We start from the raw sequence: 25,566 nt of genomic DNA, 5'->3' as shown, positions 1-25,566 counted from the left end.
AATCCATGTCCATCGACCAAGACGCAGCCGCACGGCGCATCATGGACCAGTTCGGTGAGGAGAGCCGCATCCCCTACCTCAACATCGAGGAAGGCGACGTCGGCGTCCTGATCGCCTTCCCAATCGTCGGCCTGTTCATCGCCGGCCTCACCGGCATCGAATCACTCGCCCTGCCGTTCGTCGCAGGTGGTTTCGGGTTCGGCGTCGCGATCGTCTACGTCTCGCCCGACCACCTGAACGCATGGACGTGGACGAAAGATGTCTATCGCTACATCAAGCGCCCCCAGATCACGTTCAGCGCCCCGGAGGAAGCCGACAGTAGCACCAACGAAACAGAGCGCAACGAGGGCGGGCTCGCGAACTACACACCGTTCAAGCCCGACGAGCGGACGCAGGACCTCACGAACATCGAACGGGCGTGGCCGGGGGCAGGCGCGATCCAGCGCGCGGACGGCACGATGGAGGCGTTCATCGAGATCGACCCCGGCAACATGGACTTCGCGATGTCCGACGACTGGGCGCAGCTACAAGACGCCGGCGAGGAGTTCGCCAACAAGGAACTGGACTCGAAGCTCAAACTCCACGCGACGACCCGCTCGTTCCCGGTCGAACAGATCACGGAGAACATCGAAGACCGCCTGAACGACGAAGATGTCAAAGAAAACCCGATCTTCCGGGAACTCCTCGAAGAGTATCGAGAGACGCGGCCGAAAGAAATGCGCGACCGTGGAATCCAGCAGATGCGGTACTACATCGGCGTCCAAGTCACCCCGCTGGAAGTCTATGACCGCTTCCGAGACGAGGGGACACCGGCCGAGAAGCTGACGCAGTTCCCCGTCGTCGGGTTCCTGTTCAACCCGTTCGTAACCCGCCGCGAGGACCTCACCGACGTCGAGCGCCGCGCACAGATGTTCGAGAAGCTCGACAGCCGAGTCAACGACGTGCGGTCGGAGTTCATCCAGCAGGCCTCAGGGTGGTCCGCTCGGCGGCTCAGCACGGTCGAACTCTTCGTGTTGAATATGGACTTCTGGAACGGCCGCGAACACAACTACGACGAAGCCGAGCGCGTCGTTCGCGAACAACCCATCATTGGCCACTCGCGCCGGGAGGATGACTACGATGCGTAACCTCGTCCTCCAGACGGGCAGCGGAGCCGTCGGCCAGCTCACAGAGTGGCTCACGAATCCGACCTCAGCTGAAGGGGCGGCCCTCTACATCCTGCTCACGGTACTGGTCGGTATCGGCGGGAAACTCCTCTGGGACTGGTACACCGAAGACGACGAGGAAGAGGTCGAGTTCTCGGATCTGCTCGACGAGGAGACCATCGAACAGGGCGCGGCCGAACGCCAACTTCTCGACGACATCGCCGAGTCACACAAAACGGTGACCGCGCCGGCGGCGATTGAGTGGGAGACGCGCGCGGCATGGGTCGGCGAGCAGTGGACGACGACGCTGTACATCGCTGACTACCCGGACTACCCCAACGACGGCTACCTCTCCGAGCTCTTCGAGATGACGGACGTGCAGTTCGATTTGACGGCCCACATCACGCCGAAGAACCAGGAGCGGGCGCGGAACGAACTGCAGGATATCGCTGACGACCTTCAGGTGGACGCTGACCTTGAACAGAGCGTGCGGAGTGCCTACCTACAGGAACGCGCCAACGAGGCCGCAGCGACGTACAAGGCCGTCGAGAACGGCGCGAATGTCTTCGACCAGGGGATGTTCATCACGGTCCGGGCCGACGAGAAGGAGGACCTCCGCGACGCCGTCCAGAAGGTCAAGAGCGCGCTCCGCGACGACCCGGCGAACCTCACGCCGAAGACGGCGATCTGCCGGCAGGATCTCGCCCTTCAGTCCGCCGCACCCATCGGTGACAACGAGTTCGGGCGGACGTCGATTGCGCTCGGCGGCGCCGTCGGCGCGCTGCTGTCCTCGCCGCACAACGCGACGATCCTCGAGGAGGGCGGCGTCGAGTTCGGGATTCACAAAGACAACCAGAGCCCGGTCGTCATCGACCCGTTCGCGCGGGACAACGGGTACGCGATGTTCACCGTCGGCGACACCGGCTCCGGGAAGTCGTTCAGTTCGAAACAGAACTTCATCCGGTCGATCGAGCAGAGCAAGGACCGTATCGGCATCATCCTCGAGCCGTTGAACAACTGGGCGGGGGTCGCCGAAGCGCTCGATGCCAAACGCATCACGGTCGGCGGGACGCTCGGCCTGAACCCCTTGGAGATTCGGGAGACGCCCGAGCACGTCCAGCGGGCGATGGGCGAGGACGCGAGCCCGTTCAACGAGAAGCTCGACGACGCGATGAGCTTCCTCACCAACTTCTTCGCGCTGCGGGGCATCTCGCTGGGTGACCGCCGGACGACGCTCGAACTCGGGCTCAAGCGAGCGTACAAGCGCAACGGCATCACCGACGACATCTCGACGCACGACAACCCGAGTCCGACGGTTCAGGATATGATGGACGTCTTCGAGGACATGGTTGACGACCCTGAGGAGTTCGTCGTCCGGTCCGACGAGGAGGCGGGGAAGATCAAGGAGGACGCGACGTGGCTCCTCGATCAGCTTCGCCCCTTCGAGGACGACGGTCGGCACGGCAACCTCGGCCAGGAGTCCGACTTCGATATCCGCGACGAGAAGGTCATCTACCTCGACCTCGCCCAGCAGGAGGGCAGCGTCGACAGCAGCACGGCGCTGACGATGCAGCTCCTGATCTCGCTGGTGTACGAGCGGGCGAAAGTCTCGGAGAAGGAGGTCGTGTTCTACATCGACGAGGCACGCTACATTATGCAGGACGCCGCGAGCCTGGCGTTCCTTGAGACGGTGTTCCGCCACCACCGGCACCACGACCTCTCGATCCGGCTGGTCACGCAGACCGTCGACGAGTTCTTCGAGCACGCCGAGAGCGAGGCCATTCTGGACCAGTGTGCGGTCAAGCAGTTCCACCGCCTCGACGGGATGGACGAGGAGTGGGCCGACGAGTTCGGGTTGAACTACGCGCAGATGCGGTTCGTCCAGGACGCCGTGCCGGGCAACGAGGATGCCGGCTTCTCCGAGGCGTTGGTAGGCGTCGACGGCGAGTGGCGCGGCATTCAGGTCAAAGCGATGCCCAAGGAGAAGCAGGTCATCGACTTCGATCCGACTTCCCAAGTTCGGTCCTCGCTGCCCGGCGCCGGCGACGACGCCGTCGATACCGAGATGGAGGAGTTCCAGGAAGAGCTCGAGCATCGAGCAACGAACGGAACGAACGAAACGAGCGAACTGAACGAGGAATCAGACGCCGTCGAGGCTGAGCCAGACGGCGGGTCAACGGAGGGGACCAACGATGGCTGAGTACCTGCGCGTCACGCCGACATCAGAGCGACTTGACCCGGAGAGTATCCCCCGAGTCCTCGACAGCCTCCACAAGCTGACCACGCCTGGCTCGTCGGGCCTCGGGGCGAAGCTGAACCCACTCCACAGTGAGACACCACCCCGGTTCGAGTTCCTCGCGATCAGTGATGGCCCGGACGACCCGGTGGAGTTCTTCTACGGGGCCGATGCCCATCTCGATACGCTTGAGAAGCGCCTCCGCTCCATCTATCCGGCCACGTTCGACATCGAGCGCGTCGACGTCGACGTCGCCGCTCGGCTCATTCAGCCAGTCGAGTTCACACCGCAGGAGTTCGTCGACCACTACGAGGCCGGGCGGCTGCAGTACGAGTTTGACCCGGCAGAACAGTACGACATCGTCGACGAGGAATCAGGGGACTCCGAGGCAGCCGAAGCCGACCCCGTTGTCGACGGCGGTACAGCAGCCACGAGCGTCCCCGATCATCACGTTACTGTCGGGGACTCAGCACTCGAACTAGCGCCGCCCGATGCGCTTCCAGACGACGGGGAAGAGCGACGGGCCATCGAGAAGCCGACGATGACACCGGCGGGAACGATTCTGGCGCGCCCGGCCCAAGACGCCGTCTCGCCGCTCGGGGTCCGGTGGTGTGGCGCCGCGTCGCGGAAGCAGGACTGGATGACCTCACTGACGCCGTTCACGGCAGAGGAAACGAACGGCGGCCTCTCGTCCGTCGACGAACCGGGCGCGGCGCTGGCGTCGCTGATCGACCACCTGATGGAGGCGACAGCGCCGACCGCGTTCCAGGTGGTCTTTCAACGGCGTGCCAGCTGGCAGTCCGACGCGGAGGTGCGGAAAGAGGATCTCGTCGACGGCCGGGATACGTTCTTCCAGGAGGTCGTCGGGTCGTTGCTCGAGGTCGAGGACCAGCGGAGCGATCAGGACGACCGGCAGCTCAGCGAGGCCGTCGAGAAGCGAATCGAGTACATCGACGCGAAGAACGCCAAACGGTCGTTCACGGTCAACATCCGGGCCGTCGGCGTCCCCACCAACGACACCCGCGACGGACTCGATGCCCGGATGGACTCGCTCCTCCCCGTGTTCGACCCGCTTGATGGACCGTTCTACGAGGTCGAGGGGCAACGCCTTCGGGACAGCGGCTTTCGTGAGAAAACGAAGGAGAAGAAGGCACGGGCCGCTCTCCAGCGCCTCCTCAATCGCGAGTTGACGACGGGACGGGGGAAGACCCGCCCAGAGCTGGTTCTCTGTGGGACGGAGCTCGCGAACTTCGTCCTCGTCCCCTCCTCCGAACAGTTGACCGTCGAGGGGACGCGGGGAACCAGAGCCGAACAGCAGAGTCGGAATCCGCTCCCGTGGCCCAATCCGGACCTGATCCAGCAGTTCCAGGACGGGATGGCCATCGGCTACGCGCTCGACGAGAACGGTGAGCCACGGCCGGACCCCATCCGGATTCCGCCGGACCTGTTGCCGACGCATTACGGCCGGTTCGCGTCGACGGGCGGCGGGAAGTCGAAGGCCATCATCAACGACGCCCTTTCGCTTCGCGAGTCGACGGGTGGCCCCGTCGTCCTCGTCGACCCGAAGGGAGACGGGATGTGTGAGAACTACCTGCGCTGTCACTACGAACGATTTGGGGGCCTCGACGACGTCTACCACTTCCGCGTCCCGGAGACCATCCCCGCGTTCTCCTTCTTCGACATCCGGCCCGCGCTCGAGGCCGGTCGCAACCGGGAGGACGCGATTCAGGACAAGGTCGACCACTTCCACGACATCCTCCGGATGATTATGGGTCGCGAGCAGTACGGGCAGGCGTTCGTCGCGAACGAGATTCTGAGCTATCTGATCAAGGCGCTGTTCGACGAGGAGTACGGGAGCGACGTGTTCGGCTTGGACGACCTCTTCGCCGCCGCGCTCCGGATGCAGCGCGACCAGACGATTCCCCCGGTCTCAGCGGACAACCAGAACATCGAGGAATCGCTGACGCGCCACTTCGCGAAGGACAACCACCAGTTCCAGGTGTCGATGGACGCCGTCGGGAACCGCCTCGACAAGCTCAAAGAGGACGCGCATCTCCGGCGGATCTTCAGCCACGTCCCCGAGCAGAACGACGCCGGCGAGTACGTCGACAACCGCTTCGACTTCCGCGAGTTCCTCGACGAAGACGCTACCATCATCTTCGACCTCGGCGACCTCCGGCCGGAGGCACAGCGCGCAATCACACTCCTGCTGTTGAGCAACCTCTGGGACGCCGTGCAGGTGCGCCGTCGCGATGGCCAGACCGACTACGAGAACCTCACGAACCTCATCATCGAGGAGGCGGCGCCGGTCGCGTCGACGAAACTAGTCTCCGAGCAGCTACTGCCGCAGGGCCGGTCGTTCGGGCTGAGTATGGGGCTCGTGATGCAGTTCCCTGAACAGGTGCGGAACCGGAACGAGCGGGCCTACGACGAGGTGCTGAACAACATCAAGACGAAGCTCATCGGCAACATCTCGATCGAGCGCGACCTCGCAGAGTCGCTTGCCCACGAGGACCTCTCTCCGACCGAACTCCGCAACCGGATCAACACGCTCCCAAGTGGTGAGTGGATTGCGCAACTCCCGAGTCCGTCGTTCGGCGAGACTGGGCCGCCACCGTTTTCGCTGAAGCCGCTCCCGATTGCGCCGGGCCATCCAGAAAGCGACCAGCCGCTCACAGAGCCCCAGGAAGACCATTTTGAGTCCGTGTCCCGGCCACGAATGGTCGAGCGGACACAGGCCCAGTACGGGCTGACAGAGCCGACTGAGTCGACCACTTCCCCAGAGGAGACTGGCTGGGGGAGTTCGGGGGGTGAAACGACGGGCTCGGCTGCCGACGGCGATGCAGCGACCGACCCGACGCAATCCGCGTTCATCAGCGAATCGACGACCGAAGACGCATCAACGTCGACCACGCAGCCCGAGGCGGACAGCGACCCAGATGGAGACGAGGCAGCGATGAGCCCCCTGTTCGGGCAGACCACCGAGGCGGACGAGGACCCAGCTGGTGACCAAGCAACGCAGCCGGAGAACGGGGCAACGCCCGTTCAGGAAAGCAGCGTGCCCGTCCCCGATGACGAACTCCAACAACGCGGGCTCAGCCGTGATGACGTCCGGTTCCTGAATCGGGTCCTCGACGTGATGAACCGAGAGGACGACGAGTACACGCTACTGGACAGGATGAGCCAGCTCCGGGACGAATACGACGACCTCCATGTGGAGCGGCTAACCGAGCAGGACCTCCTGGACGCGGACTCCGCGGCGGGGCGCAAGTACTACACCGTCCTCCCGGACGGTCGAGACCTCCTCGGGAGAGAATTGAAGGCGGGGCCAGGAGCGGGCGATCTCGGCGAGAAAACGCCACACAAGGTTGGCGTCCGGCTCCTCGAGCTCTGGCTCCAGCAGCGGGACGACGTCGTTCGCGTGGAACCGTACTACGAAACTGACGACGGCACCGTACTGGACGTGGCCGGCATCGACGAGGACGGCGATCTCGTCTGGGGCGGCGAAGCAGAGCTCGCGAGTAACAACCGGCACGCCCCGGTCGAGGATTACGACAAACTCAGCGCGGTGGACACCGACGCGATCTGGGCCTTCAACAATCGCGAGACGGCACTCGACGTCCTGGAGAGCCTTGCCGACGCGGATCGGATCGACGAGCGGGTCAGCGGGCGGGCGGCACGGTCGTTCGCGACCATCAGAGACGCCGTCGACGACCTCGATGCTGCGGGCCTGACCACCGTTCGGGGCTTCAAAAATCTCGATCAAGAACTCAACCAATGACCTGGCGACAGGCGACCCGCGAGGAGATCTACGCCTACTACGCCGAGGAGTTCCCAGGCTATCTGGATGACCTGCCGGAATTCATCACGGCGACCGGCCCGAAACAGTACGCCATCGCCTTCCGTGAGTCCCACCCGGTTCGCAAAGACGAGGTGCCGGACAAGGACTTCATCCGGCGGGATACGTGGCAAACAGATGCGTCGGGCGACCGAACGACGCCCGAATTCGACGACTTCGAGGACATTGTCGAGTTTATTCGGCATCCAGCCCGCAACGACCCGCTGGGGCGGAACGAGTTCGCACTCGCTGATCCGGAAGTACTGGAGCAACCGGACCCACAGCCCGACGCCGTCTACTACGCACTGGATCACTGGGAACGACCCTGGGTCCTCCTCGTCGATATCGACGCGAAAGAGATCGCCCGAGACAGAGCGGAGGAGCTGGCGTCGGCGGATGTCGAGGATCAGGACGACGATGCGCTTCTCGATGCTGCGGGTATCCTCGACGCCGCTCCCGAGGGGTATCCGTACGCCTTCGAAGACATCGACCGCGCCATCGAGTACGGGTTCGAGTTGCGCGACATCTTCGAGGACGATCTCGACGCCGAGGAGACGATGGTCGTCTACAGCGGGCAGGGAGTCCACGTCTACCTGCTGGATACCGACCCGGCGCACCGATACGACGAGCAGAGTCGCGAGGTGTTGAACGACCTCCTCCTCGAGACGTACGACATCCCCATCGACCCCGTCGTGACGGCCGACCGCCGGCGGGTCGCCCGCCTGCCCTACTCACTCCACGCCGACGTCTGCAGCATCGTCCAACCCATCGAGAGCCCGGCGTTCGACGTTCGGTCGGCGACACCCGAGGTGATCGACGAATGAGTCCGAGTACGCCCACCGACGACGAGGACATGACGTATCGGGTTGCGGCACTACCGCTGGAGTACGGTGAAACCCGTATCAACCAGCTGTTTACGCGTGGCTACAACCGATACGTCGTCGACGGCGAGGACCAACCCGAGGACCTCGTGAACGACGTCGAGCGGTTCGGGACGGCAGCGTTCAAAGAACAGGTTCGTGCCGACGCCGCCGAGGAGCCGTTCGTCGACGAGCCGGGGACGCTCGCCGTGCTCGCGACGTTGAGTGCGATCTGTGTGAAAGAACACCCGAAGTTCGAGCACGCGTCACCCCGGAACATCCAGGTGCTCTACGATATCCGGGAGCTGTACGTCAACAATCTCGCCTCCCTCATTCGCGCCCGCGGCGATGGGTTGCTCCAACAGGACATCGCCGACGTGCTGTACAGCAAGGAGCCCGGTGAAGATGGCCCGCACCCGGGCCGGGTCTGTACGGGCATCACGGAGATGCCGGAGTTCGGGGATGGCCTCTACCTCGAAATCCCGATGGCGGCGGCGTCACGCAAATGCCTTGTTCAGGAGGACGAGCCGGCGACGGGAGCTGGCGAGGGCGGGGAGATACTGACGCGAGTGAAAGACAACAAGCTGTACGTCCCAGTCGGTGATTTCGACAGTAAGTATCGGAACTACGCTGAGCGAGCGTTCAAGAAGCTCCTGCGGGTGCAAGAAGACGGCCTCTCCGACGACCAGCTGACGTGGTTGACCACGAACGAGTCGGCGATCACGGAGCGGATCGACCGCTTCCTCGAGACCGGCCATCACGAGCGTATCTGGCGGAACTGGGACCGTGGGGAACGGACGATCCGCGTCCTCCGACGGGCCCTGAGTGACGCACCCGACGACGTGGCGCAAACGGGTGAGTTCCACACGGCGAAAGAGCTCTATCGAGCGGTTACGGCGTACGACGCCGAGGACGAGTGGGAATCCTCTGTAACGGACTGGATATCGAGTCCGAGCAGTCTCGCGAAGACGCTGGCTGACCACGAGTCCCACTCCGCCGTCACCATCGACCGCGACGGGCGCGTTAATACGTACCGAATCGGACGAGCCGGAACCGGCGCCGAACAAATCGAGGTGCGAGAGATCGAGGACCTCTTCGAACTCCCCTGTATGGCAAATATGGAGGAGCGGCTGCACGAGAAGAAGCCCGTCCGGAAGGATCTCTACAACTTCGCACGGATGGTGATGTGGCTGCCGCAGTACCAAGACAGCAGCCTCGACGAAATCGTCGCGGATCTCAAGGACGTCTTCTCCAGGTGGCCGTGGTACGACGAGCAGGAAACTGAGTACCAAGTCCGCTACGAGTTCTCGAACACCATCGACGGCGACACGCCGTTGCCGATGAACTGCGATAACGACGATCTGCAGCGCTACTGTATCGGCCAGGACCAGTGTCCCTACTCGATCTGGGGCAGCCTCCCGTTCCCGGATGAGATGTACGAGCAGGTAGAGGCGGAATCAGCTGGTTCTGTTGAGCAATTCTGAACCACAGACTACCCGAATCTGTGGAACCCTTATATTGTGATAGGACTGGCGACTTTGTGGAATAGAGACAGCAGCTCGACCATCGCGTTGAATCGCAAAGTGGAGAGAATAAAATCAGCGGCGGAGTTGAGATGACCGACAGCAAAGGGATACTCCTCATCGCAATCGTAAGAGAAACCTTCAAACAAGCGTCAGAAGAGTGTTCACCTTAAAAAAAGACTATTAAATCAGAGTGAGTCAGGTAGACCAAATGGAGCACTCCGATCTCAATGAAGTCAATAAGCAACAGATCAATCACGCCGGCGCTCGATATACTCCTCAGATTGATCCTGAAGCTCCAAACATACAAGTCTCAGAAGTGCTACAGCCATTCGATGCGTTAGCTTATTCTAATAGGCTGGAAGAGCGGCTAGCCGGTTTAGCTGAAGAATTGGAGGAAGACTGGAATAAAGCACCAGAGGAAGCAAGAGACGCGTTCAGGCGTCGGAAACAGTCACCAGATCGGGTGGTTGAACTTCTGAGGTCGATATCAAACAGATCACCCAGTGATGACAAGACTGAACTCCGTCAGCTTACGCGTGCCACAAGGTTTGCTAAGGACAAGACCAGTAAAGTCAGCCAGAAGCTGCGATCTCGGCATCGGGAGGGAGGTGAGGGGAATCAGCGAGACATAAACAATAAAATATCGCTTAATCAGAACCTGGCCCAATCTTTGGAGAGTGTATCTACCTTTGTCGAGGGGCCGGGACCACCTCTACTACGGGACAAGGCCCTGTTCCTCAAGGGGGAATGGGGAACTGGTAAAACTCACTTTTTGTGTGACCTTGCTGAAATAAGGATGGATTCGGAGCTTCCAACCCTTCTTGTTTTAGCAGAAACCCTTCCAGATGATGATTCTCCGCTTGAAGGTATCTGCCAGTTAATTGACTCAGTGTCAAGTCCAGAGCAGCTGCTTTCCGAACTACAATCACTTGGCGAAGACGTTGGGGAAAGAGCACTTTTGCTGATTGACGGAATAAACGAAGCTGATCGGGAACTGTGGAGAAATGAGTTAGCCTCCGTCGCTGAGCAGGTTAAAAACTACTCTCATGTCGGTTTGGCCCTCAGTTGTCGTACTCCGTTCGACGAGCAGATTTTAACGAGCAAGGCCGAAAACCATCTTGTTCAGGTTGAACACCGTGGGTTCGAGGAGAATGAGTTCGATGCACAGATTGAGTTCTTTGATTACTATGATGTTCCAGCACCCCACGTACCACTACTGACACCAGAATTCTCGCGTCCCCTCTTTCTAAAGATCCTTTGTGAGGCGATAACTCGAAGAGATCAATCTGATCAGCAGGGCTACCTTAGGAGTGTTGCCTCCGGCCAGCGAAGTATGACGGATATTTTGGAACACTTCGCTCGCGAAATAGGAGAAGATATCGAGGCTGACTACGGGCTTAGCCGAAAGGCCTGTTGGAGAATATTGAAGGGGACTTCTACAGGTCCTACCCATCGGTCAGGGATTGCTGGTATCATGGCTGATGAGATGGAGGAGTTCGTTACGAAAGAAGATGCTGTTGATGCAATCAAAAACGAAACTTCTCTCCCAGAGCCAAAAGCGTGGGACTTACTTGACCGAATGATTTCCGATGGTTTACTGGCTGAAACACTCCACCGCAATCAAGGGACGACGGAGGTTGTTCGGTTTCCGTATCAACGATTTGGAGACCACATTATTGCACGCCACCTATTAGCAGAGCATCTCAATACCGACTCGGAAACTGCTGTGCGGCGAAGCTTCTACGTGAATAGGCCATTAGGACAATTATTCGATCTAGAGGGTGATAACCGCCGCTTTGCCGAACCGGGCCTAGCGGAGGCGATTATGGTTGAGTTCCCTCAACGAGTAAAGAGGGTCAATGATATTCCGGACAATGAGCGGGAACTCGCTTTCTACATTCCAAAGAAGCGGAGATATGGCGCACCGCTCAAAGATATATTCTTAGATGGGTTGTATTGGCGGAGCTCGGACTCATTCACCGAACAGACTGACGATCTGGTGAGTTTCTACTTGGAAGAGTTAGACGAAAGGGTTCAGAGAGAAACGTTTGATGTTTTGGTTGGTCTTGCATCTCGTCCCGGTCACCCGTATGATGCGGATCGGCTGTATGGATACTTGGATGATATGGAGATGGCTGAACGCGATGGACAGTGGTCAGAATATCTGCGGCGAACAACCGATTACTCAACTGTCCACAGAATTCTAAAATGGGTGGAAACAGCTCCGGTTGACGAGTTCTCCGAAAACACAGCGCAGAATGCGATTACCCTACTGTCTGTCCTCCTTACAACTACAGATAGATATCTTCGGGATCGGGTTACGCATAAACTGTACTTAGTGGGACTGGCCCATCCTGGACTCCTCTTTGAAGAGACCCTTCGGACCTTCTCTTTTAATGACCCTTATGTCCGAGAACGGATGCTAGCAAGTTGCTATGGAATTGCAATGTCGCTCTGGGCAGACCCGGATGGAGATACTCTAAGGAATGAAATTCCCGGATTTGCAGGAGAACTGGTTGACAGGATGTTTCAGGAGGACTCGGATGACGGCACCAAACATATCCTGTCACGGCAGTACGCTGGAGGGGTCATTGAGCTTGCTAGGAAAGTAGACGCGGGTTGTGTCTCACAGGATGAGGCCAAGCTGACCGACCCTCCGTTAGATCAAATTGAATCGCCGTTCCAAGACCCTGATTCGATTGATGAGGATGACCTCGAAGATGTTGAACCGGCGTTCCATATGGACTTCAGTAACTATACTGTCGGCAGATTAGTGCCAGACAGGGGGAACTATATCGATGATCATCCCGAGTATCAAGCTGTTTTCAAACAGATTAAAAAACGGGTTCGGGATCTTGGATATTCGTATGATGACTTTGAGTCAGTTGATGATGAAATTGATCGGCGAAATAACCGGGGAAGAGATGAGACGAAAGTAGATCGTTACGGGAAGAAGTACTCTTGGATTGCTTACTTTGAGATGTATGGAAAACGTGTGGATGAGGGTATTTTGCCAACTTATGAAGACGAGATACGTCCGCCGGACTGCGATATCGATCCGAGCTTTCCGAATAAAACGAAAGAGTGGAGGCCTGAGTTACCTGAGCTATTTGAAACGGAGTATTCGGAGTATTGTGAGTGGATTTCGGGTGGCCCTAACCCGAGTTATGAAGAGTTGTTTGTGAAAGATACGGTCGATGGTGTGGATGGGCCTTGGGTATTGCTTGATGGGACGATTCGACAAGCTTCCTCGGATGCACTTAGGATATTTACCTTCTTGAGAGGGGTTCTAATCTCTGAGGAAGATGTTTCTGGGTTGAAACAGCAACTGCGAGAAACTGAGTACCCAGGAAATAGAAACATTCCAGATACGCCAGAAGATTACTACACATACGCCGGTGAAATCCCATGGTCTGATCGGTACGGCCCCTATTTCCGTGAAGACGATGGTTCAGCAAAAAGAAACGTAGAGCAAGCTTTTGGCTCTCACAGAGGTAGTAGCAACGGCGTGGAGGTAGAGGTCCCAGTACACGTCTTTGCCTGGGAGTCCCATCACAGCCAGTTAAATCAAGTAAGTGGGATGAGGTTCCCTGCACCTGCGCTGTGTGAACATCTAGATTTGGTTAATCATAATGATACATTCGACTTATTTGATTTAAATGGAAACAGGGCTACGATCTATAGAGAATTCCAATGCGATAACGCACGGTACGATTCTTGGCTACTGTATCTTCGTAAGGACTTGCTAGAAAAGTATCTTGAGGAGACCGAGCAGACAATTGCTCTGCTTCCTTGGGGTGAACGCACTTTGGATCATCAAAAACTTCAGGCGAGATCTGATGAATTATCTGAGCTACATAACAACTATGAGCACATCAATAAGGAGGTTTTCTCATATCACGAAATCATCGGTAATTAGTGAGCAGTAATGAGCAGAAACCCGGCTACCCACCTGCTGACTGTGTACATCTAATTTACCGCCGATTCTCAACCAGAGGTGCGAACAAACATCGGCAGCTTCTGCACCTATCCCCTATATTCAGCAAGCCGGTTGTGAAAGTTCGGTAGATTTCAGCAGACACACTCCTCTCAGTATGTCGAAAATTATACTGCGGACTAGAATCAAGTCCTTCTGAACTCCCGTCGAGCAATTTTCGGCGGCTAACACGGCCGGAATCGAGGGAATAGAGGGTATTTCACGATTCGAGGTGCCGAGCCGAAGAGCCTCGAGAGATATACAACAGGGGAAGCAGCGGTTCCCGGGTATCCAGATACGTCCGAAATTACCTTCGTTATCCCGTCGTCGAGCAATTTTTGAGGTTAAAGTATCATCCCGGAACTCGTCGAGGTACTTTTTACAGCCTCAAATCGGCCCGACGGGGTTCTTCTGCATTTTGAGCGCGTTATTTCGCCTTGCATATCGCGGTTTTTGTCCAAAGAAAGAGGCGATATGCAGTGTGCGAAGGCCGCCGGCTCTCTCAGGCCGAGGGGCCGTCACAGGGAAAGTGGATTCACGAACGTATCAGAATTAGCGCATAGGTTGACAGGGTGCGTTCCGGTGGTGTCTGTTGCCCCGCGAGGGGGTGGCGGGGCGCATCACGCGCCCCCGATAGACGATGGCTTCGGAACAACGCAGCAGGGAACGAGCAGCGGATCACGCAGGAACTACCACCGACGATGAGGCGCCGTGGGCGAATCTCGAGATGACGGTTCCGACCGACCGGGATCACGCGTCGGTCGTCGCCCTCGTGGAGTGTACTCTCGTCGAGCTCACGCACGAGGCCGTGAGCGCGGTCTTCGTCTCACGGCAGGTCGGGCGGTCGACGCGGACGCAGTACGTCGCAGCCGACGACGTCGGCGAGCAGTTCCAGAAGCGGCACTTCTCCGACCGGCTGGGCTGGCACGAGACCACCGTCCCTCGACGAACCGTTCGCGACGAACTCATCACTCAGCTCACACGGTCGCCCTCGACGCCGGCGGAGCGGTCAGGTGAGAGAGCAGCCAGCGAGCCAGACACTTTCGTCGTGAAGCCAGTTCGAGAGCTCCAGACACCGTAGCGGCTAGACTTAACCAACATCTCCGGCCGATACCGACACAGTGTTGGTTAACGCTGGGGCTGGATCCACTCCCTCGCCCCACCCACCGCCCTGTCCCTCGAGTGAGTGTATCCTGGCGGCCGGCCCGCACGAACGGCCGTCGCGACGGGTTTTATCGGCGCACTGTTCGTCGAGAGTGATTATGGTCGTCGTCGAGGAGGTCACCAAACTGAGCGAGCGCCGTACCCAAACCTCGTCCGAGGTGTTTCCGGACGATGCGCTGGCGTCGATTCGGGAAGCCGTCGAGGCCGTCCCAGCAAGCGTCTTCGGCGGGTCGACGAAACACACGGAGGTCGGCGGCTTCGATGCCGCGATCGCCGACAAGCTCTCGCAGTACGAGTACGAAGGGGACGCCGCCGGCGGCTACAACCCGAACTGTAAGCTCTGGTCGCATCAGGGGTTTAACTACAGCGTCGACCTCTACGACGCCGACGCCCGCATCGCAATCGAGGTCGAGAAGAGCGAGCGGAAGAACGTCAGCGATGACCTCCTCAAGTTCCAGAAGGGGTACCGCACCCAGAAGGACGGCCGGCCGAAGATCGAGTTCGGCTGTCTGGTGGTGCCGGTGAACTACCTTGGTCGGCATAACCTCTACCAGCACAGCCTGACCAAGCTCGACTTCATGAAGGGCGTCCTGTTCATCGACGACGTCGCCGTCATCGGCTATCGAGACCCGCGACCGGACTGATACTGTCGGCCCTGACTGTTTATCTGCGCCAGGAGGCGTGCAGCGCGCAACAGCGGGCGCTGCCTGACCCATTATGCCTGGTCCCGATCCGCACGACGACACGAGTCGCGACTACGAACGGTTCGAGAAAGAACAGCTCGCCCAGGACCGCGACGCCACCAGCGTCGACACAGCGGACATCGACGACACGACGGCCCAGAACCTGGTCAAGGACCTCATCGACACGGACGTCGTCACTCCGGTTCCTGAAGACCAAGTTCTGGTTCACGAGCCGAGCGGCACCGCGTTCGACTCGACAACGCAGTTGGCCGTCTTCCATCGTGGTTGGATGGCCGGCCGCGACGCCGACGCGGAGGCCGAGTGATGCAGCAGACGCTCACTGGCTGCGCGTTCTGCGACGCCCCGCCCGGCACCGAGACTGGCGAGGCCCACACCTGGGAGGAGGACGAACGGGTCACCCACCCAATCTGCGTCGACTGCGCGATTCAGACGGAACCGGATCCCGACGTTCGCGGTCACGTCGCCTGTGACGGCTGTGGGCTGGTCGTCGACACGCTCGCGGCACTCACCCGGTTCCGGGTCGAACTCGGGCATCTGGAAGGCCCGTTGCAGCTCTGCGCCCGCTGTAGTCCGGGCGGACTCGCGACGTACTGGACGCGCGACCTCGAAGAGCATCTCGTCGCGACGCCGGCAGAGTGACCCAAACACTCATTACTGGTTCGCTGTAAACTGTAATCAAGACCGAATCGTGTCACGCACCTCAAACCGCGCCGACGGCGACATCGTCCAGGACTTCCTCTCGGTCGCGGACCTCCTCGAGGAGCCACAGCTCGCCCAGCTGTACGCGTACCTCGCCCGGGAGGGGGAGGCGACCGTTCAGAACGTGATGGACGACCTCGAACTCGCCCAGGGAACGGCTTACAGCTACGTCAACCGGCTCGTCGACGCCGGCGTCGTCGACGTCACCGACGACGAACAGCCACGCCGGTACGCCGCCCGGGAGATCGACCTGACTGTGACGACGGCCGCAGGCGACCGCGAGTACACGATCACGCCGGCGCTCATCGACGCCGTCGGCCGCCGCGAGACGGACGCCGACATCGACACCTACATCGACCGCCACGGCGTCGCCGGCCTCGCGACCGCGCTCACCTACGCCGTCGCCCGCGAACGCGGCGAGGTGACCCACCGGCTGATGGCGGAGGACCTGGACATCTCCCCGCTGGCTGCGGAGATGATCCTCCAGGCGCTGCGACCCGTCGTCCACGAACATTACGAGATCGAGGAGGCCGGGGCAGGGCTCGAGGAGTTGGACATTGACGCCGACGGCGCTGACGACGCGTGAGCCGGCTCCACATCGCCGACACCGGCCTGTTCGTCGCGATGGGACAGCCCTCGAACAGCCGCTACCAGGCCGTTCGGCGGTTCGCTCGCCGAAACGACGTCACCTTCGTCCTCCCCGAACGGGTGTACGAGGAGCTGACCGTCGACGAACCCGACGTCGAGGCACCACCTATCGACGCTGCGATCGACGAGGGCTGGGCGACGATTGCGGCGCCACTGGAGTTCTCTGAGCCGGTCGTCTCGCGGGTGATGGACGGCGTCCAGCGGTACATCGCGAACGCCGACGACCGCCCCGCCGACGAGGTCGAGCGTGCGGACGCCGCCCTCGCCGCCCTCGCTGCCCAGCATCTCAGCGCGGGGACGGCGACTGAGGTGTACATCTACACGACCGATATCGCGGCCGGCGAGGGGGCCGAAACCGTACTCGCGAGTGAAGGGTACGGTGACTCGGTGACGTTCGTGAATGGTTTCCGGTTTATCGAAAATCTTCGCTCTGACGACAGCTGACGTTACTTCGCCTCAAGGTTTCGCGCGTCGAGCTCACCGGCGAGATACTGTTCTCCCTCTCGTGTGATGTCGTAGACACCGTTGCCGAGGTGGACGAGGAGTCCATATTCGACGAGTGTCTTGCAGCGGGCGTTGATGTGTTGCCGGGAGAACCGGACGCGGTCGCTATCAGCCATTTCCTTGGGGGTATCAGGGCTATCGTCAGAGAGATGCTCCAGAATGCGGTCATCAGCGCGAGACATCCAGTCGGCGTCAAAGCGCATAATCGCTTCTGGTTGCGCCGACGCTATCCCGAACGCGCTAAGTCAAGTGGCGAAGCGTAGCGCTTCTACAGTTGACTCCTTACGTTTTAAACGCCTGCCACCCTAACCCCCGAGCGTTCAGATGCATTCCCCTCCATCGGACAGTTCGGGCGGATCGAATGACCTTCTCGTCGAGATAATTGAGACGCTGGAGACGTGTGGACTCGAGGACGATTCCTACCAGCTCCACGATTACGTCGACCCCGATGCGCTCGAACAGGTGATCGCCTCCGCCGATGAGAACATCACCGTTCAGTTCACTGTCGAGGGGATCCCACTCGATGTATCACCGGACGGTGTGGACGTCATCGTCGAGGACGAATCGCAGTCCGTCGGCGAATAACGACGTGCGGGTCCGAGATAGGGATCGTTCCTGAAAGCCCTCGGCCGCTCGACGTCCCGCGACCACCGCTGCGCGCCTCGTCCCTGCGGTGCTTGCGGGGTCGGGGGACGGCCGAGGCGGCCTCGCCCTTTCTGAGTCCGCCAGGACAGTGGATGGCCCACCGAGCGGCGTGGCCGGCTGGACAGGTGTGTACGTCACGGTCCGCCCCGTTCGCCACGACTAGATGACGAGAACTCGAGGAGTCGAGGGTTACGAACCAGAATTTATACGATTTGGTCTTCAGGAAGCCGTATGAGCAACGGATCGCTGGGGAAGCGTCGTGATTTTCGGTCGCTATTTGATGAACTGGACGGCGTCGCTCTCTGGACAGCGTCCGAACCGGAAGAATTCGAGTACATCAGTGCTGGCTTCGAAGATATCTGGGGTATTCCACCCGACGAAATCAAAGACGACATCGGGAAACTGATTGAGTCGATTCATCCCGATGACCGAGATCGCGTTCGCGCAAACATCGAGGAATCAACCCGCGAACTCCGTGATACGGAGTATGAGGGGCGCGTTGTTCGCCCGGATGGTTCGGTCCGGTGGACGCTCAATCGGCAAGTTATACTACAGGATGAGGCGGGAAATGTCTCGGAGATCATCGGCATTTCCACCGACATCACCGATCAAAAACGACGCGAGCAAGAGCTGGAACTATTGAATCGGATTGTTCGGCACGATATCCGGAACGATATGGCGGTCGTGCTGGGCTGGGCAGAAATGCTCGACGACCACGTCGACGACGAGGGGCGCGAATATCTGCAGAAGATCCTTGCCAGCGGTGAGCACGTCGTTGAACTGACCGAGGTCGCGCGTGAGTACGTGGAAACGGTCGTCTCGGATGAAGCGGTCGCCGTGGAACCCGTGCCACTGCGTTCGGTCCTGGAAACCGAACTGTCGCTTCGCGAGGAGTCCTTCCCGGAGGCAGAGTTCAGCCTGGAAAATTCGCCGCCCGACGTAGAGGTCGCTGCCAACAGTATGCTCAGTTCGGTCTTCAGGAACCTCCTCAACAACGCTGTCCAACACAACGACGCGGATACCCCTCATATCGAGGTTTCGTTTGAGGTACGAGACGACGAGGTTGAAGTTCGAATCGCCGACAACGGGCCCGGAATCCCCGACGACCACAAAGACACCGTATTTGGCAAAGGAGAACGGGGGCTCGGAAGTCCCGGTACGGGAATCGGTCTCTATCTTGTTGACACGCTTGTCACCGAATACGGTGGCGAGATCTGGGTGGAGGATAATGAGCCGTCAGGCGCTGTCTTCGTTGTCCAACTCCCACTCGCAGAGTAAATACATCTACTCGGCAAATTGGTACGATGGATTGTTCTTGGGGACAACTGAGTAAGTAGAGCGACACCTCGTGTCAGTGCCGGCGTCGACGCGGGGACCGGGATTTGATGCGAATACCCATTGTATCGTCTGTAACTGCTAAGAACACAGTATAGCCTCACCGGCTCGCACCGCTCGCCGCGTTCCGCCCTCCACGTCGCTCGCAACTACATATCTGTGGTGGACTTAAGAAAGATTGATAAGGTTACTTGTCTTTATGGAAAGTATGGTTTCCACTAGTACCAAAATCACCGCCCTATTCATTGGTCTCGCGGTTGTCCTCTGGCTCGGAACTATCCAGGTCACCGACGATACAATCTTCCAAGGGATCGTTCTGCTAGGTGTCGGGATTATTCTCCCCACCGCGATTAATGAGTATCGTCGACAGAACGCAGGCAACACGGAATAAAACACCTGAATACATCGAGATGAAACTGTTACCTCTCAAATACAACGCCTTACTTTTCGGAGTGACTGCTGTTATTACAGCGGGTTTGTATACACTGCTTGGCGAATTGAATCCGGTGATGATTTGGGGAACTCCCATCGGGGCTGTCATCGGGATTAATATCGGATATACAACCCAGTATCGACGAGGGTCTGCAAATCTATTCGATGAACGAGACTACGAGATTCTGGATACAGCAATGGCGTGGGGCTTCGTGATCGTCTTACTCGGCATTCCCGCAGTCTTAACGTATCGAAGCATTCAGCCGCCATCAAGTGTAACTGATTTCATCTGGATCAGCCTGCTTGGGATTATCGTTACCGGCTCGGTCGCAGGAGTATTAGAACTACAGCATCGGAATCTGGCGTGAGGGTTGTATGAATAACCAACTCAAAGTGTACCGGGCAAAACATGATCTAACTCAAGCGGATCTCGCACAGGCTGTTGGAGTGAGTCGGCAAACGATTAATTCAATTGAGAATGGTCGATATGACCCCTCGCTTGAACTTGCATTCAAGCTCGCGGACTGTTTTGATTGCCATGTCGAAGAACTCTTTCAGCCTGATAGCGCAACATCGACAGCAAACCCGACCACTGCTCTCGACAGTGACGTTGAACCGAGTTGAATGTCTGACTGACCGGAGATACTAACGACATTAAGCGTAGTTTGTGAGCGCCTGCAAAGGGTGCAGGCGCGTTCGGTCGTGCCTGTACAACACAGGTGATTCGAGATGCGACACCACCAGCAGCGACAGGTGTATCGTCAGACGGAGGCTCAATGACCGATGTCGGTCGAACTGGACGAAATCGAGGAGGCCGAAGTCGAACTGGAAGAGTGGCTAGTCGAACAGGCCGAGAACGGCGTCCCGGAAATCGTCCTAATCGGACTTCTTCGGGCCTACGCGGACGACATCGAACATCTCGGCTACGTGCCGCGAATGTGGGGTGGGTCAGAGCGATGAGACGGACCAATACCTTCGAGGTCGTCCCACAGTCGGAACAAGACGAGGCCGTCCTTCGACGCCTCCTCGATGCATCAGCGAGCCTCTGGAACCAGTTGACGTATGCGCGCCGGCAGCAGTTCTTCGCCGGCGGGAGCATCTGGGAGTGTGAGAACTACTACGACGAGTACGTCGATGTGTTGGGGTCGGCGACGACCCAGCAGGTTACCCGCGTCAACGACGCCGCTTGGCGGTCGTTCTTCGAAATGGTTGAGGAGGCCGACCAGGAGGTCAGCCCACCGGGCTACTGGGGGAACCAAGCCGACGGACGCGACCTGCGGACCTACATTCGCAACGACGCCTACACGATCAGCTGGGGCGAGCGCTCCAGGCTCGAAGTGCCCATCGGCAGCCAGCTCAAAGACGAGTACGGCTTCGGTCAGTTCGAACGGCTCCGGGTTGCCGTCCACGGTGAACCGCACTGGCAGGGCGAGCAGGGCCGCCTCCACCTCACCTACGACGACGTCGACGAGACTTATCGCGCCCACCAGCCGGTGACCGTCTCCGAGGCGGAACAGGCGACGCCGACGGGGACGGACGTCGCCGCGCTCGATATCGGCGCGAACGTCCTCGTGGCGTGTACGACGACGAGTGGCGACCAGTACTGGTACAGTGGTCAGGAGCCGTTCCGGCAGTTCCGTGAGACGACCGAGCGCATCGCCGACGCCAAAGCGAAGCTGCCGGCGGGCCAGCAGACCAGCAACCGAATCCAGCGGCTCTATCGGAAGCGGTCCCGTCGGCGCGACCACGCCGTGAACGCGCTCCTTCGTGATCTGGTCGAGCGACTCCACGACGACGGTGTCGAAACCATCTACCACGGCGACCTCACCGGTGTCCTCGGCGAGTACTGGTCGGTCGAGGCGAACCTCAAAGCGCGTACCTTCTGGGCGCATCGACGATGTCTCGACCAGCTCGCGAACGTCTGCGAGGAGTACAGCATCGAAGTAGCGTCGGTCTCCGAGGCGTGGACCTCCCAGACGTGTCCGGAGTGCGGCGAACGCGAGCAGACCCGCCGGCATCGCGAGACGCTGACCTGTCCGTGTGGCTTCGAGGGCCACGCCGACCTCGTCGCGTCGCGGACGCTACTCGAACAAGCGACGAACACCGAGGTCAGGCCGACGGCACGGCCCGTGCGGTTCCAGTGGGACGACCACCAGTGGTTCCCTGTCGAGGAAGCCACGGTGGCTCCCAACGAATAGCGCACAGACCCGCAAGGTGCCGCCGTGGTGTCGCCGTGACACCAGCGAGCGGACGCTCTGGTTTTCCAGAGTGGATGTCGATCCGCTGGTCGCTCGCTTTTCGACTTGACTGTATCCCGTATTCGGTACGATATTTTAGGACCACTTCACCATCGGATATCGGGGCGAGCAATAATACCCTCTACTGTCTATTCTCAGTCAAGGTTAGATACCAGAACAAGTCCTCTCGAATTCCTGAGAATCTTCTAACGGGTCCCATTGGATCATCAAACCGTACATCAGGAATGGATTGTGCAAAAGCATCTTGTATCCGATCCAGGCTCAGATTGTCAAATGACGAATGGTTTGGAAGAACGGTATATTCAATGCCAGCTGAGCGAAGTGAATTCGCAGTTTCCTCGGTCGGAGACTCCCAAAACATAAATTCGAGAGCGGTTGTTCCATCGTCTTGTAGTGGTCGCGCTTTGGAACGGAGTTTTGGAATTTCATCACTGAATCGTACCGCACCGGGATCTGCCTTACATTCGATTACACGATATTGGTCCTGTTCTATGACCAGAAGATCAACTTCTCCAGCACCAAGATCTTCAGACCAAAATACTGGCAGATCGCCCTCCTGAGCAGTTAGAGCGAAGTACCCCAGTAATTCTAAAAGAACTCCTCGAGCCGAATTGAGTTTCATAGACGCGTCTTGTGCCTCAAGCTCATTTTGAAGATAATCATCTGCAAGCCGAGTTGCCATCAGTCGGCGAAATTCCTCAATCCCAATTGTTAGTTCACGGACCTCGATTGGCCAGAAATCTTGAACTTCAGCAATACATTTTTCAATATATTTAACAGCAGCTTCTGACCCCGAAAAGTCGGTGCCCACCTCGTAGAAAATAAGCCATCCTGAAGGATCGCCAATGCCACGGTGTCCCAGTCGTTGAAGGAGGGTATACGAATATCGGTTCCCCTCACCACTCTTTACAGGATGTTTGAAACGAGCAACGTGAATCGGGAAGTCAGCATCTTCCCGAAGGAATGTAATTGCAAGTCCCCAGAGAGTCGTCTCAAACGTTGCATCCTTGCTGAAAGTGGTTGACCCCAGCCATTCGGCATTATTCCAGAATAGCACATAATCAAGCTCCTCCTCGAGTGTAAGTTCTGATCGACTGGGTGGTTCTACACTCGTTAAAAACGGGGAGAGTACATCCTCTGGGATTTCTGAACGAGCTTCGAGTATGTCATCGGGTTCAACCAATCGTCCCCCGGTTAGTGATTCTAATTGCTTATCAATTGGCGTGAGAAATTGTCCCCGGATATCACCGTAAAAGGTCTGTAACGAGAGCTCAGAACTATCTCCTCTATGGTCGGATGACCACATAGTTACTTTGTTCAAATCAGGAAGAACTGAATCCTGATACGTATTTTCGTCCTGAAGGAGTTCTCTCCATACAAATTGAACCGTTCTTACATAACCACTGATAGCGTTCTCTCTTGGACCGCTCAATAACCAGCGATCCAAATTTGTTGGTCCATATCCACGAGGACCATATTGGCGAGTGTTAGTATATCGATCCACCAATTGAATACGTGTAGCGTACTCAATAGCGGTATCTTTTGAGAGATTAGCCTCAGGAACAGGTTCGGCGATTTCTATTAATTTCGCTGAGAGATCAAGAAGGGGTGCTACTGCGTCCTGTACTGTAGATATGTTCTCCCAGTCCGTTACTGGTCTAATCTGTTGTTGAATCTGTTTTAGATTCCTAAAAAAGTCTAATCGTTCATTTGATTCGGGGATTTTGTCAGGGTCGATCATCTCTCCTTCTGCTCGCTGAAGGACATACGGATAATCCAGATCAAAAACTGGGCTGATACTACCACCAACCGCAAGTGCACGGATACCTGTCTCGAAGAAGAACACATACCCAGGAACCAGGTCATCCAAGTCATCCTCTTTGTTTTCGCAAATCCATTCCTCGAAGTGTTCAGTTGAGCTCGCAATCTTGAGGGGGTGAAGAAGACTTGCGATATAACCCACATCCGGCGAAAGAGCCGGGATCTCTTCTTCCGATTCCATTCTGGATACACAAATACCGTGGTGAGATAAGTCTCTTATCCACCATTTCAAGTTCGTACTAATGGCCCGGATTCGTATTTGACAGATTCAATGGCGGCAATTTCAGAGGAAAGAATGCTCCCGCGCGGCCCGCACCGCTCGCCGCATTCCGCCCTCCGCGTCGCTCGCGACCGACCATTCCGGGCTGCCTGCCTGCAGTAGCGGGCGGGCTGCCGGGCTAAAGTGCATGTGCCCTCGACGCCAGCGCTTCACCCGTTCGGGTCCTGCGGACCTCGGCAGAGCCGACCGCGACGGACGTGGTTGCGTCGCGGCGAACGGGGAATGCGCTGGCCGCTCGCTCCGGGCGGGTCGGCGCGCGGTGCTGGTAGGAGCCACCTCATGCAGGCGCGCTCTCGCTCGCGCCCGGTAGGGCGCTCGCGAAGGCGCGAGCGAGAGCGCGCAGATGATTCTGTCGGTCGTTGTCGTCGGAAAACCGCGATGTTGGAGCATCGCGGAGTCGGCGCGTGAGCGCCTTCGGTCTTTGGTGAGACCAATGTCAAGTAACAGCTCTAGTAGCAAGGTCGTTACGGTGGATGAACAGGCATTCGAGAAAGCGGGCGGTCAGGCGGTCGATGAAGACGGCTTCCCGGTCGTCGACGAGACGCCGGAGTTCGAGGCCGCGGTCGAGCAGGAGACGCAAGCGAAGGTGGATGCGAACCACCCGGACGGGATCGCGGACACGAGCACCGAGCGGATTCACGGTGTCACCCTCGAACAGGAGGAGCGCATTCGGGCGCGGGAAGCCGAACTGGAGCGCATCAGTGCCCAGGCCGAGCTGGGCACGCAGGACGGTCGCGAGCAGCGCACGCGGGAGGTCGTCAGCGAGCAGTGTGGTCGTGACGAGCCGGCGCCGGCGGAGCGCACGGATCCCCGAGAGAAGCTGACGCAAGAGGAACTCGCGGAGGTCAACGAGCAGGCGATGCGGATCAGCGACGAAGTGCAGGGCGGCTGGTCGAGGGCGGTCGTCGCGAAGCAGCTGGCCGAGAAGGTGCAGCGCGGGCGGGACGTCACGAAGGCAGTGCTGGAGACCCTTGAGGAACTGAAGGCGGCCCCGGGGGCAATCGTGCCCATCACGGACGTGCCGGACGTCCCGGTCGGTGAGGTGACGGTCGAAGGCACAGTGAGCGAACTCTGGGATCCCAGTTCCCCAGCCATCGCCCAAGTCGGACTCATCGAAGACGAAAGCGGGCGTACGAAATTCACGATCTGGGAGAAGAGCAAGAAGACGGTAGTTAGAGAAGGGCAGACAGTCCGGTTCAGAGCGGTCAAGAAAAACTGGTACCAGGGACGGTGCAGTCTCGCCATCATAGGCTGGAGCAGGATCGAGTTCCCAGAGCGCGGCCGGTGGTGGGAAGAGTAGCCAGTTGAGGCAACCTTCTTTTTTGCTGTGTGCCGGACCGACCCAGACCCCGCCGCCCCACCCTCCGCTCCGTGCTCGCTTCGCTGCGCGCGCAGCCACAACCTCGGGTGTCAGTCTGAGATTTATCCCTGAAACTGGGGGAAACGGTGCGCGACCGGGCGTGTTTGTCCCACCCCACGAGGGGTGCGGGCGTGC

General features: G+C 58.7%; 22 protein-coding genes. 20 read left to right on the top strand and 2 right to left on the bottom strand.

Translation table 11 applies throughout. The features are described 5' to 3' along the window. Positions 1-5: 5 nt before the first annotated feature. The 12 genes from NO889_RS14010 to NO889_RS13955 all read left to right on the top strand — a co-directional run bounded on the left by NO889_RS14010 (position 6) and on the right by NO889_RS13955 (position 17,240). Positions 6-1,127, top strand: coding sequence for a TraC-like domain-containing protein (locus tag NO889_RS14010; RefSeq protein WP_256412850.1), 1,122 nt, complete (start codon positions 6-8; stop codon positions 1,125-1,127). Continuing rightward, positions 1,111-3,345: a VirB4 family type IV secretion system protein gene (locus tag NO889_RS14005; RefSeq protein ID WP_256412849.1), complete on the top strand. Its 2,235-nt coding sequence runs from the start codon at positions 1,111-1,113 to the stop codon at positions 3,343-3,345. Before NO889_RS14010 ends, NO889_RS14005 begins: the two co-directional genes overlap by 17 nt. Next, on the top strand, positions 3,338-7,162 hold the full coding sequence (locus tag NO889_RS14000; RefSeq protein WP_256412848.1) for an ATP-binding protein: 3,825 nt from the start codon (positions 3,338-3,340) through the stop codon (positions 7,160-7,162). Before NO889_RS14005 ends, NO889_RS14000 begins: the two co-directional genes overlap by 8 nt. Next, positions 7,159-8,043: a bifunctional DNA primase/polymerase gene (locus tag NO889_RS13995; RefSeq protein WP_256412847.1), complete on the top strand. Its 885-nt coding sequence runs from the start codon at positions 7,159-7,161 to the stop codon at positions 8,041-8,043. Before NO889_RS14000 ends, NO889_RS13995 begins: the two co-directional genes overlap by 4 nt. Next, positions 8,040-9,563: a primase-associated protein gene (locus NO889_RS13990; protein WP_256412846.1), complete on the top strand. Its 1,524-nt coding sequence runs from the start codon at positions 8,040-8,042 to the stop codon at positions 9,561-9,563. The genes NO889_RS13995 and NO889_RS13990 overlap by 4 nt, the downstream gene beginning before the upstream one ends. A 250-nt stretch (positions 9,564-9,813) precedes the next feature. Continuing rightward, positions 9,814-13,524: an NACHT domain-containing protein gene (locus NO889_RS13985; RefSeq protein ID WP_256412845.1), complete on the top strand. Its 3,711-nt coding sequence runs from the start codon at positions 9,814-9,816 to the stop codon at positions 13,522-13,524. Between the two features lie 697 nt (positions 13,525-14,221). Next, positions 14,222-14,662, top strand: coding sequence for a DUF8030 family protein (locus NO889_RS13980; RefSeq protein ID WP_256412844.1), 441 nt, complete (start codon positions 14,222-14,224; stop codon positions 14,660-14,662). Positions 14,663-14,843: 181 nt separating this feature from the next. Continuing rightward, positions 14,844-15,389: a hypothetical protein gene (locus NO889_RS13975; RefSeq protein ID WP_256412843.1), complete on the top strand. Its 546-nt coding sequence runs from the start codon at positions 14,844-14,846 to the stop codon at positions 15,387-15,389. Between the two features lie 73 nt (positions 15,390-15,462). Then, positions 15,463-15,753 carry a DUF8069 family protein gene (locus tag NO889_RS13970; protein ID WP_256412842.1) on the top strand — a complete coding sequence of 97 codons (291 nt, stop codon included), beginning with the start codon at positions 15,463-15,465 and terminating at the stop codon, positions 15,751-15,753. After that, on the top strand, positions 15,753-16,088 hold the full coding sequence (locus tag NO889_RS13965; RefSeq protein ID WP_256412841.1) for a DUF7558 family protein: 336 nt from the start codon (positions 15,753-15,755) through the stop codon (positions 16,086-16,088). Before NO889_RS13970 ends, NO889_RS13965 begins: the two co-directional genes overlap by 1 nt. A gap of 49 nt (positions 16,089-16,137) precedes the next feature. Further along, positions 16,138-16,734, top strand: coding sequence for a DUF7437 domain-containing protein (locus NO889_RS13960; protein WP_256412840.1), 597 nt, complete (start codon positions 16,138-16,140; stop codon positions 16,732-16,734). Beyond that, the gene (locus NO889_RS13955; protein WP_256412839.1) at positions 16,731-17,240 is read left to right on the top strand and encodes a PIN domain-containing protein; all 510 of its coding nucleotides are present in this window, start codon (positions 16,731-16,733) and stop codon (positions 17,238-17,240) included. The genes NO889_RS13960 and NO889_RS13955 overlap by 4 nt, the downstream gene beginning before the upstream one ends. Positions 17,241-17,242: 2 nt before the next feature. Here NO889_RS13955 and NO889_RS13950 read toward each other — a convergent pair whose 3' ends face one another. Continuing rightward, complete coding sequence (locus NO889_RS13950; protein WP_379787757.1) at positions 17,243-17,503, bottom strand: MarR family transcriptional regulator; 261 nt, start codon at positions 17,501-17,503, stop codon at positions 17,243-17,245. A 121-nt stretch (positions 17,504-17,624) separates the two neighbouring features. Here NO889_RS13950 and NO889_RS13945 point away from each other — a divergent pair, with 121 nt between their 5' ends. From NO889_RS13945 to NO889_RS13920, 7 genes are all read left to right on the top strand, one after another. Next, the gene (locus NO889_RS13945) at positions 17,625-17,885 is read left to right on the top strand and encodes a HalOD1 output domain-containing protein (protein WP_204749961.1); all 261 of its coding nucleotides are present in this window, start codon (positions 17,625-17,627) and stop codon (positions 17,883-17,885) included. A 291-nt stretch (positions 17,886-18,176) separates the two neighbouring features. Next, on the top strand, positions 18,177-19,223 hold the full coding sequence (locus NO889_RS13940) for a PAS domain-containing sensor histidine kinase (RefSeq protein ID WP_256412837.1): 1,047 nt from the start codon (positions 18,177-18,179) through the stop codon (positions 19,221-19,223). Between the two features lie 256 nt (positions 19,224-19,479). Further along, positions 19,480-19,671: a DUF7987 family protein gene (locus tag NO889_RS16595; protein WP_484496869.1), complete on the top strand. Its 192-nt coding sequence runs from the start codon at positions 19,480-19,482 to the stop codon at positions 19,669-19,671. After that, entirely contained in the window at positions 19,634-20,080 is a 447-nt protein-coding gene (locus NO889_RS13935; RefSeq protein ID WP_256412836.1) for a hypothetical protein, read from the top strand. Before NO889_RS16595 ends, NO889_RS13935 begins: the two co-directional genes overlap by 38 nt. A 7-nt stretch (positions 20,081-20,087) precedes the next feature. Then, positions 20,088-20,336 carry a helix-turn-helix transcriptional regulator gene (locus NO889_RS13930; protein WP_256412835.1) on the top strand — a complete coding sequence of 83 codons (249 nt, stop codon included), beginning with the start codon at positions 20,088-20,090 and terminating at the stop codon, positions 20,334-20,336. Between the two features lie 159 nt (positions 20,337-20,495). Then, positions 20,496-20,672, top strand: a complete 177-nt coding sequence (locus NO889_RS13925; protein ID WP_256412834.1) for a hypothetical protein — start codon at positions 20,496-20,498, stop codon at positions 20,670-20,672. After that, positions 20,669-21,910 carry an RNA-guided endonuclease InsQ/TnpB family protein gene (locus NO889_RS13920; RefSeq protein ID WP_256412833.1) on the top strand — a complete coding sequence of 414 codons (1,242 nt, stop codon included), beginning with the start codon at positions 20,669-20,671 and terminating at the stop codon, positions 21,908-21,910. The genes NO889_RS13925 and NO889_RS13920 overlap by 4 nt, the downstream gene beginning before the upstream one ends. A gap of 181 nt (positions 21,911-22,091) precedes the next feature. On the opposite strand, the gene NO889_RS13915 is transcribed toward NO889_RS13920, so the two are convergent. Then, complete coding sequence (locus NO889_RS13915) at positions 22,092-23,972, bottom strand: hypothetical protein (RefSeq protein WP_256412832.1); 1,881 nt, start codon at positions 23,970-23,972, stop codon at positions 22,092-22,094. A 532-nt stretch (positions 23,973-24,504) separates the two neighbouring features. On the opposite strand from NO889_RS13915, the gene NO889_RS13910 reads away from it, so the two are divergent. Then, a complete protein-coding gene (locus tag NO889_RS13910) occupies positions 24,505-25,371 on the top strand; it encodes a DNA-binding protein (protein ID WP_256412831.1) in 867 nt (288 codons plus the stop codon). Positions 25,372-25,566: the final 195 nt, after the last annotated feature.

Source organism: Halorubrum rubrum, assembly GCF_024494685.1.
Lineage (GTDB): Archaea > Halobacteriota > Halobacteria > Halobacteriales > Haloferacaceae > Halorubrum > Halorubrum rubrum.
The sequence above is the reverse complement of the archived record's forward strand: the minus strand, read 5'-3'. Positions and strand labels throughout refer to the sequence as shown.

Coding starts and splice junctions, on each gene's coding strand:
- NO889_RS13910 (WP_256412831.1), top strand. CDS start 24,505: ATGTCAAGTAACAGCTCTAGTAGCAAGGTCGTTACGGTGGATGAACAG.
- NO889_RS13950 (WP_379787757.1), bottom strand. CDS start 17,503: ATGCGCTTTGACGCCGACTGGATGTCTCGCGCTGATGACCGCATTCTG.
- NO889_RS16595 (WP_484496869.1), top strand. CDS start 19,480: ATGGAAAGTATGGTTTCCACTAGTACCAAAATCACCGCCCTATTCATT.
- NO889_RS13940 (WP_256412837.1), top strand. CDS start 18,177: ATGAGCAACGGATCGCTGGGGAAGCGTCGTGATTTTCGGTCGCTATTT.
- NO889_RS13925 (WP_256412834.1), top strand. CDS start 20,496: ATGTCGGTCGAACTGGACGAAATCGAGGAGGCCGAAGTCGAACTGGAA.
- NO889_RS13970 (WP_256412842.1), top strand. CDS start 15,463: ATGCCTGGTCCCGATCCGCACGACGACACGAGTCGCGACTACGAACGG.
- NO889_RS13915 (WP_256412832.1), bottom strand. CDS start 23,972: ATGGAATCGGAAGAAGAGATCCCGGCTCTTTCGCCGGATGTGGGTTAT.
- NO889_RS13975 (WP_256412843.1), top strand. CDS start 14,844: ATGGTCGTCGTCGAGGAGGTCACCAAACTGAGCGAGCGCCGTACCCAA.
- NO889_RS13935 (WP_256412836.1), top strand. CDS start 19,634: ATGAGTATCGTCGACAGAACGCAGGCAACACGGAATAAAACACCTGAA.
- NO889_RS13945 (WP_204749961.1), top strand. CDS start 17,625: ATGCATTCCCCTCCATCGGACAGTTCGGGCGGATCGAATGACCTTCTC.
- NO889_RS13930 (WP_256412835.1), top strand. CDS start 20,088: ATGAATAACCAACTCAAAGTGTACCGGGCAAAACATGATCTAACTCAA.
- NO889_RS13980 (WP_256412844.1), top strand. CDS start 14,222: ATGGCTTCGGAACAACGCAGCAGGGAACGAGCAGCGGATCACGCAGGA.
- NO889_RS13995 (WP_256412847.1), top strand. CDS start 7,159: ATGACCTGGCGACAGGCGACCCGCGAGGAGATCTACGCCTACTACGCC.
- NO889_RS13985 (WP_256412845.1), top strand. CDS start 9,814: ATGGAGCACTCCGATCTCAATGAAGTCAATAAGCAACAGATCAATCAC.
- NO889_RS13965 (WP_256412841.1), top strand. CDS start 15,753: ATGCAGCAGACGCTCACTGGCTGCGCGTTCTGCGACGCCCCGCCCGGC.
- NO889_RS14005 (WP_256412849.1), top strand. CDS start 1,111: ATGACTACGATGCGTAACCTCGTCCTCCAGACGGGCAGCGGAGCCGTC.
- NO889_RS14010 (WP_256412850.1), top strand. CDS start 6: ATGTCCATCGACCAAGACGCAGCCGCACGGCGCATCATGGACCAGTTC.
- NO889_RS13920 (WP_256412833.1), top strand. CDS start 20,669: ATGAGACGGACCAATACCTTCGAGGTCGTCCCACAGTCGGAACAAGAC.
- NO889_RS13990 (WP_256412846.1), top strand. CDS start 8,040: ATGAGTCCGAGTACGCCCACCGACGACGAGGACATGACGTATCGGGTT.
- NO889_RS14000 (WP_256412848.1), top strand. CDS start 3,338: ATGGCTGAGTACCTGCGCGTCACGCCGACATCAGAGCGACTTGACCCG.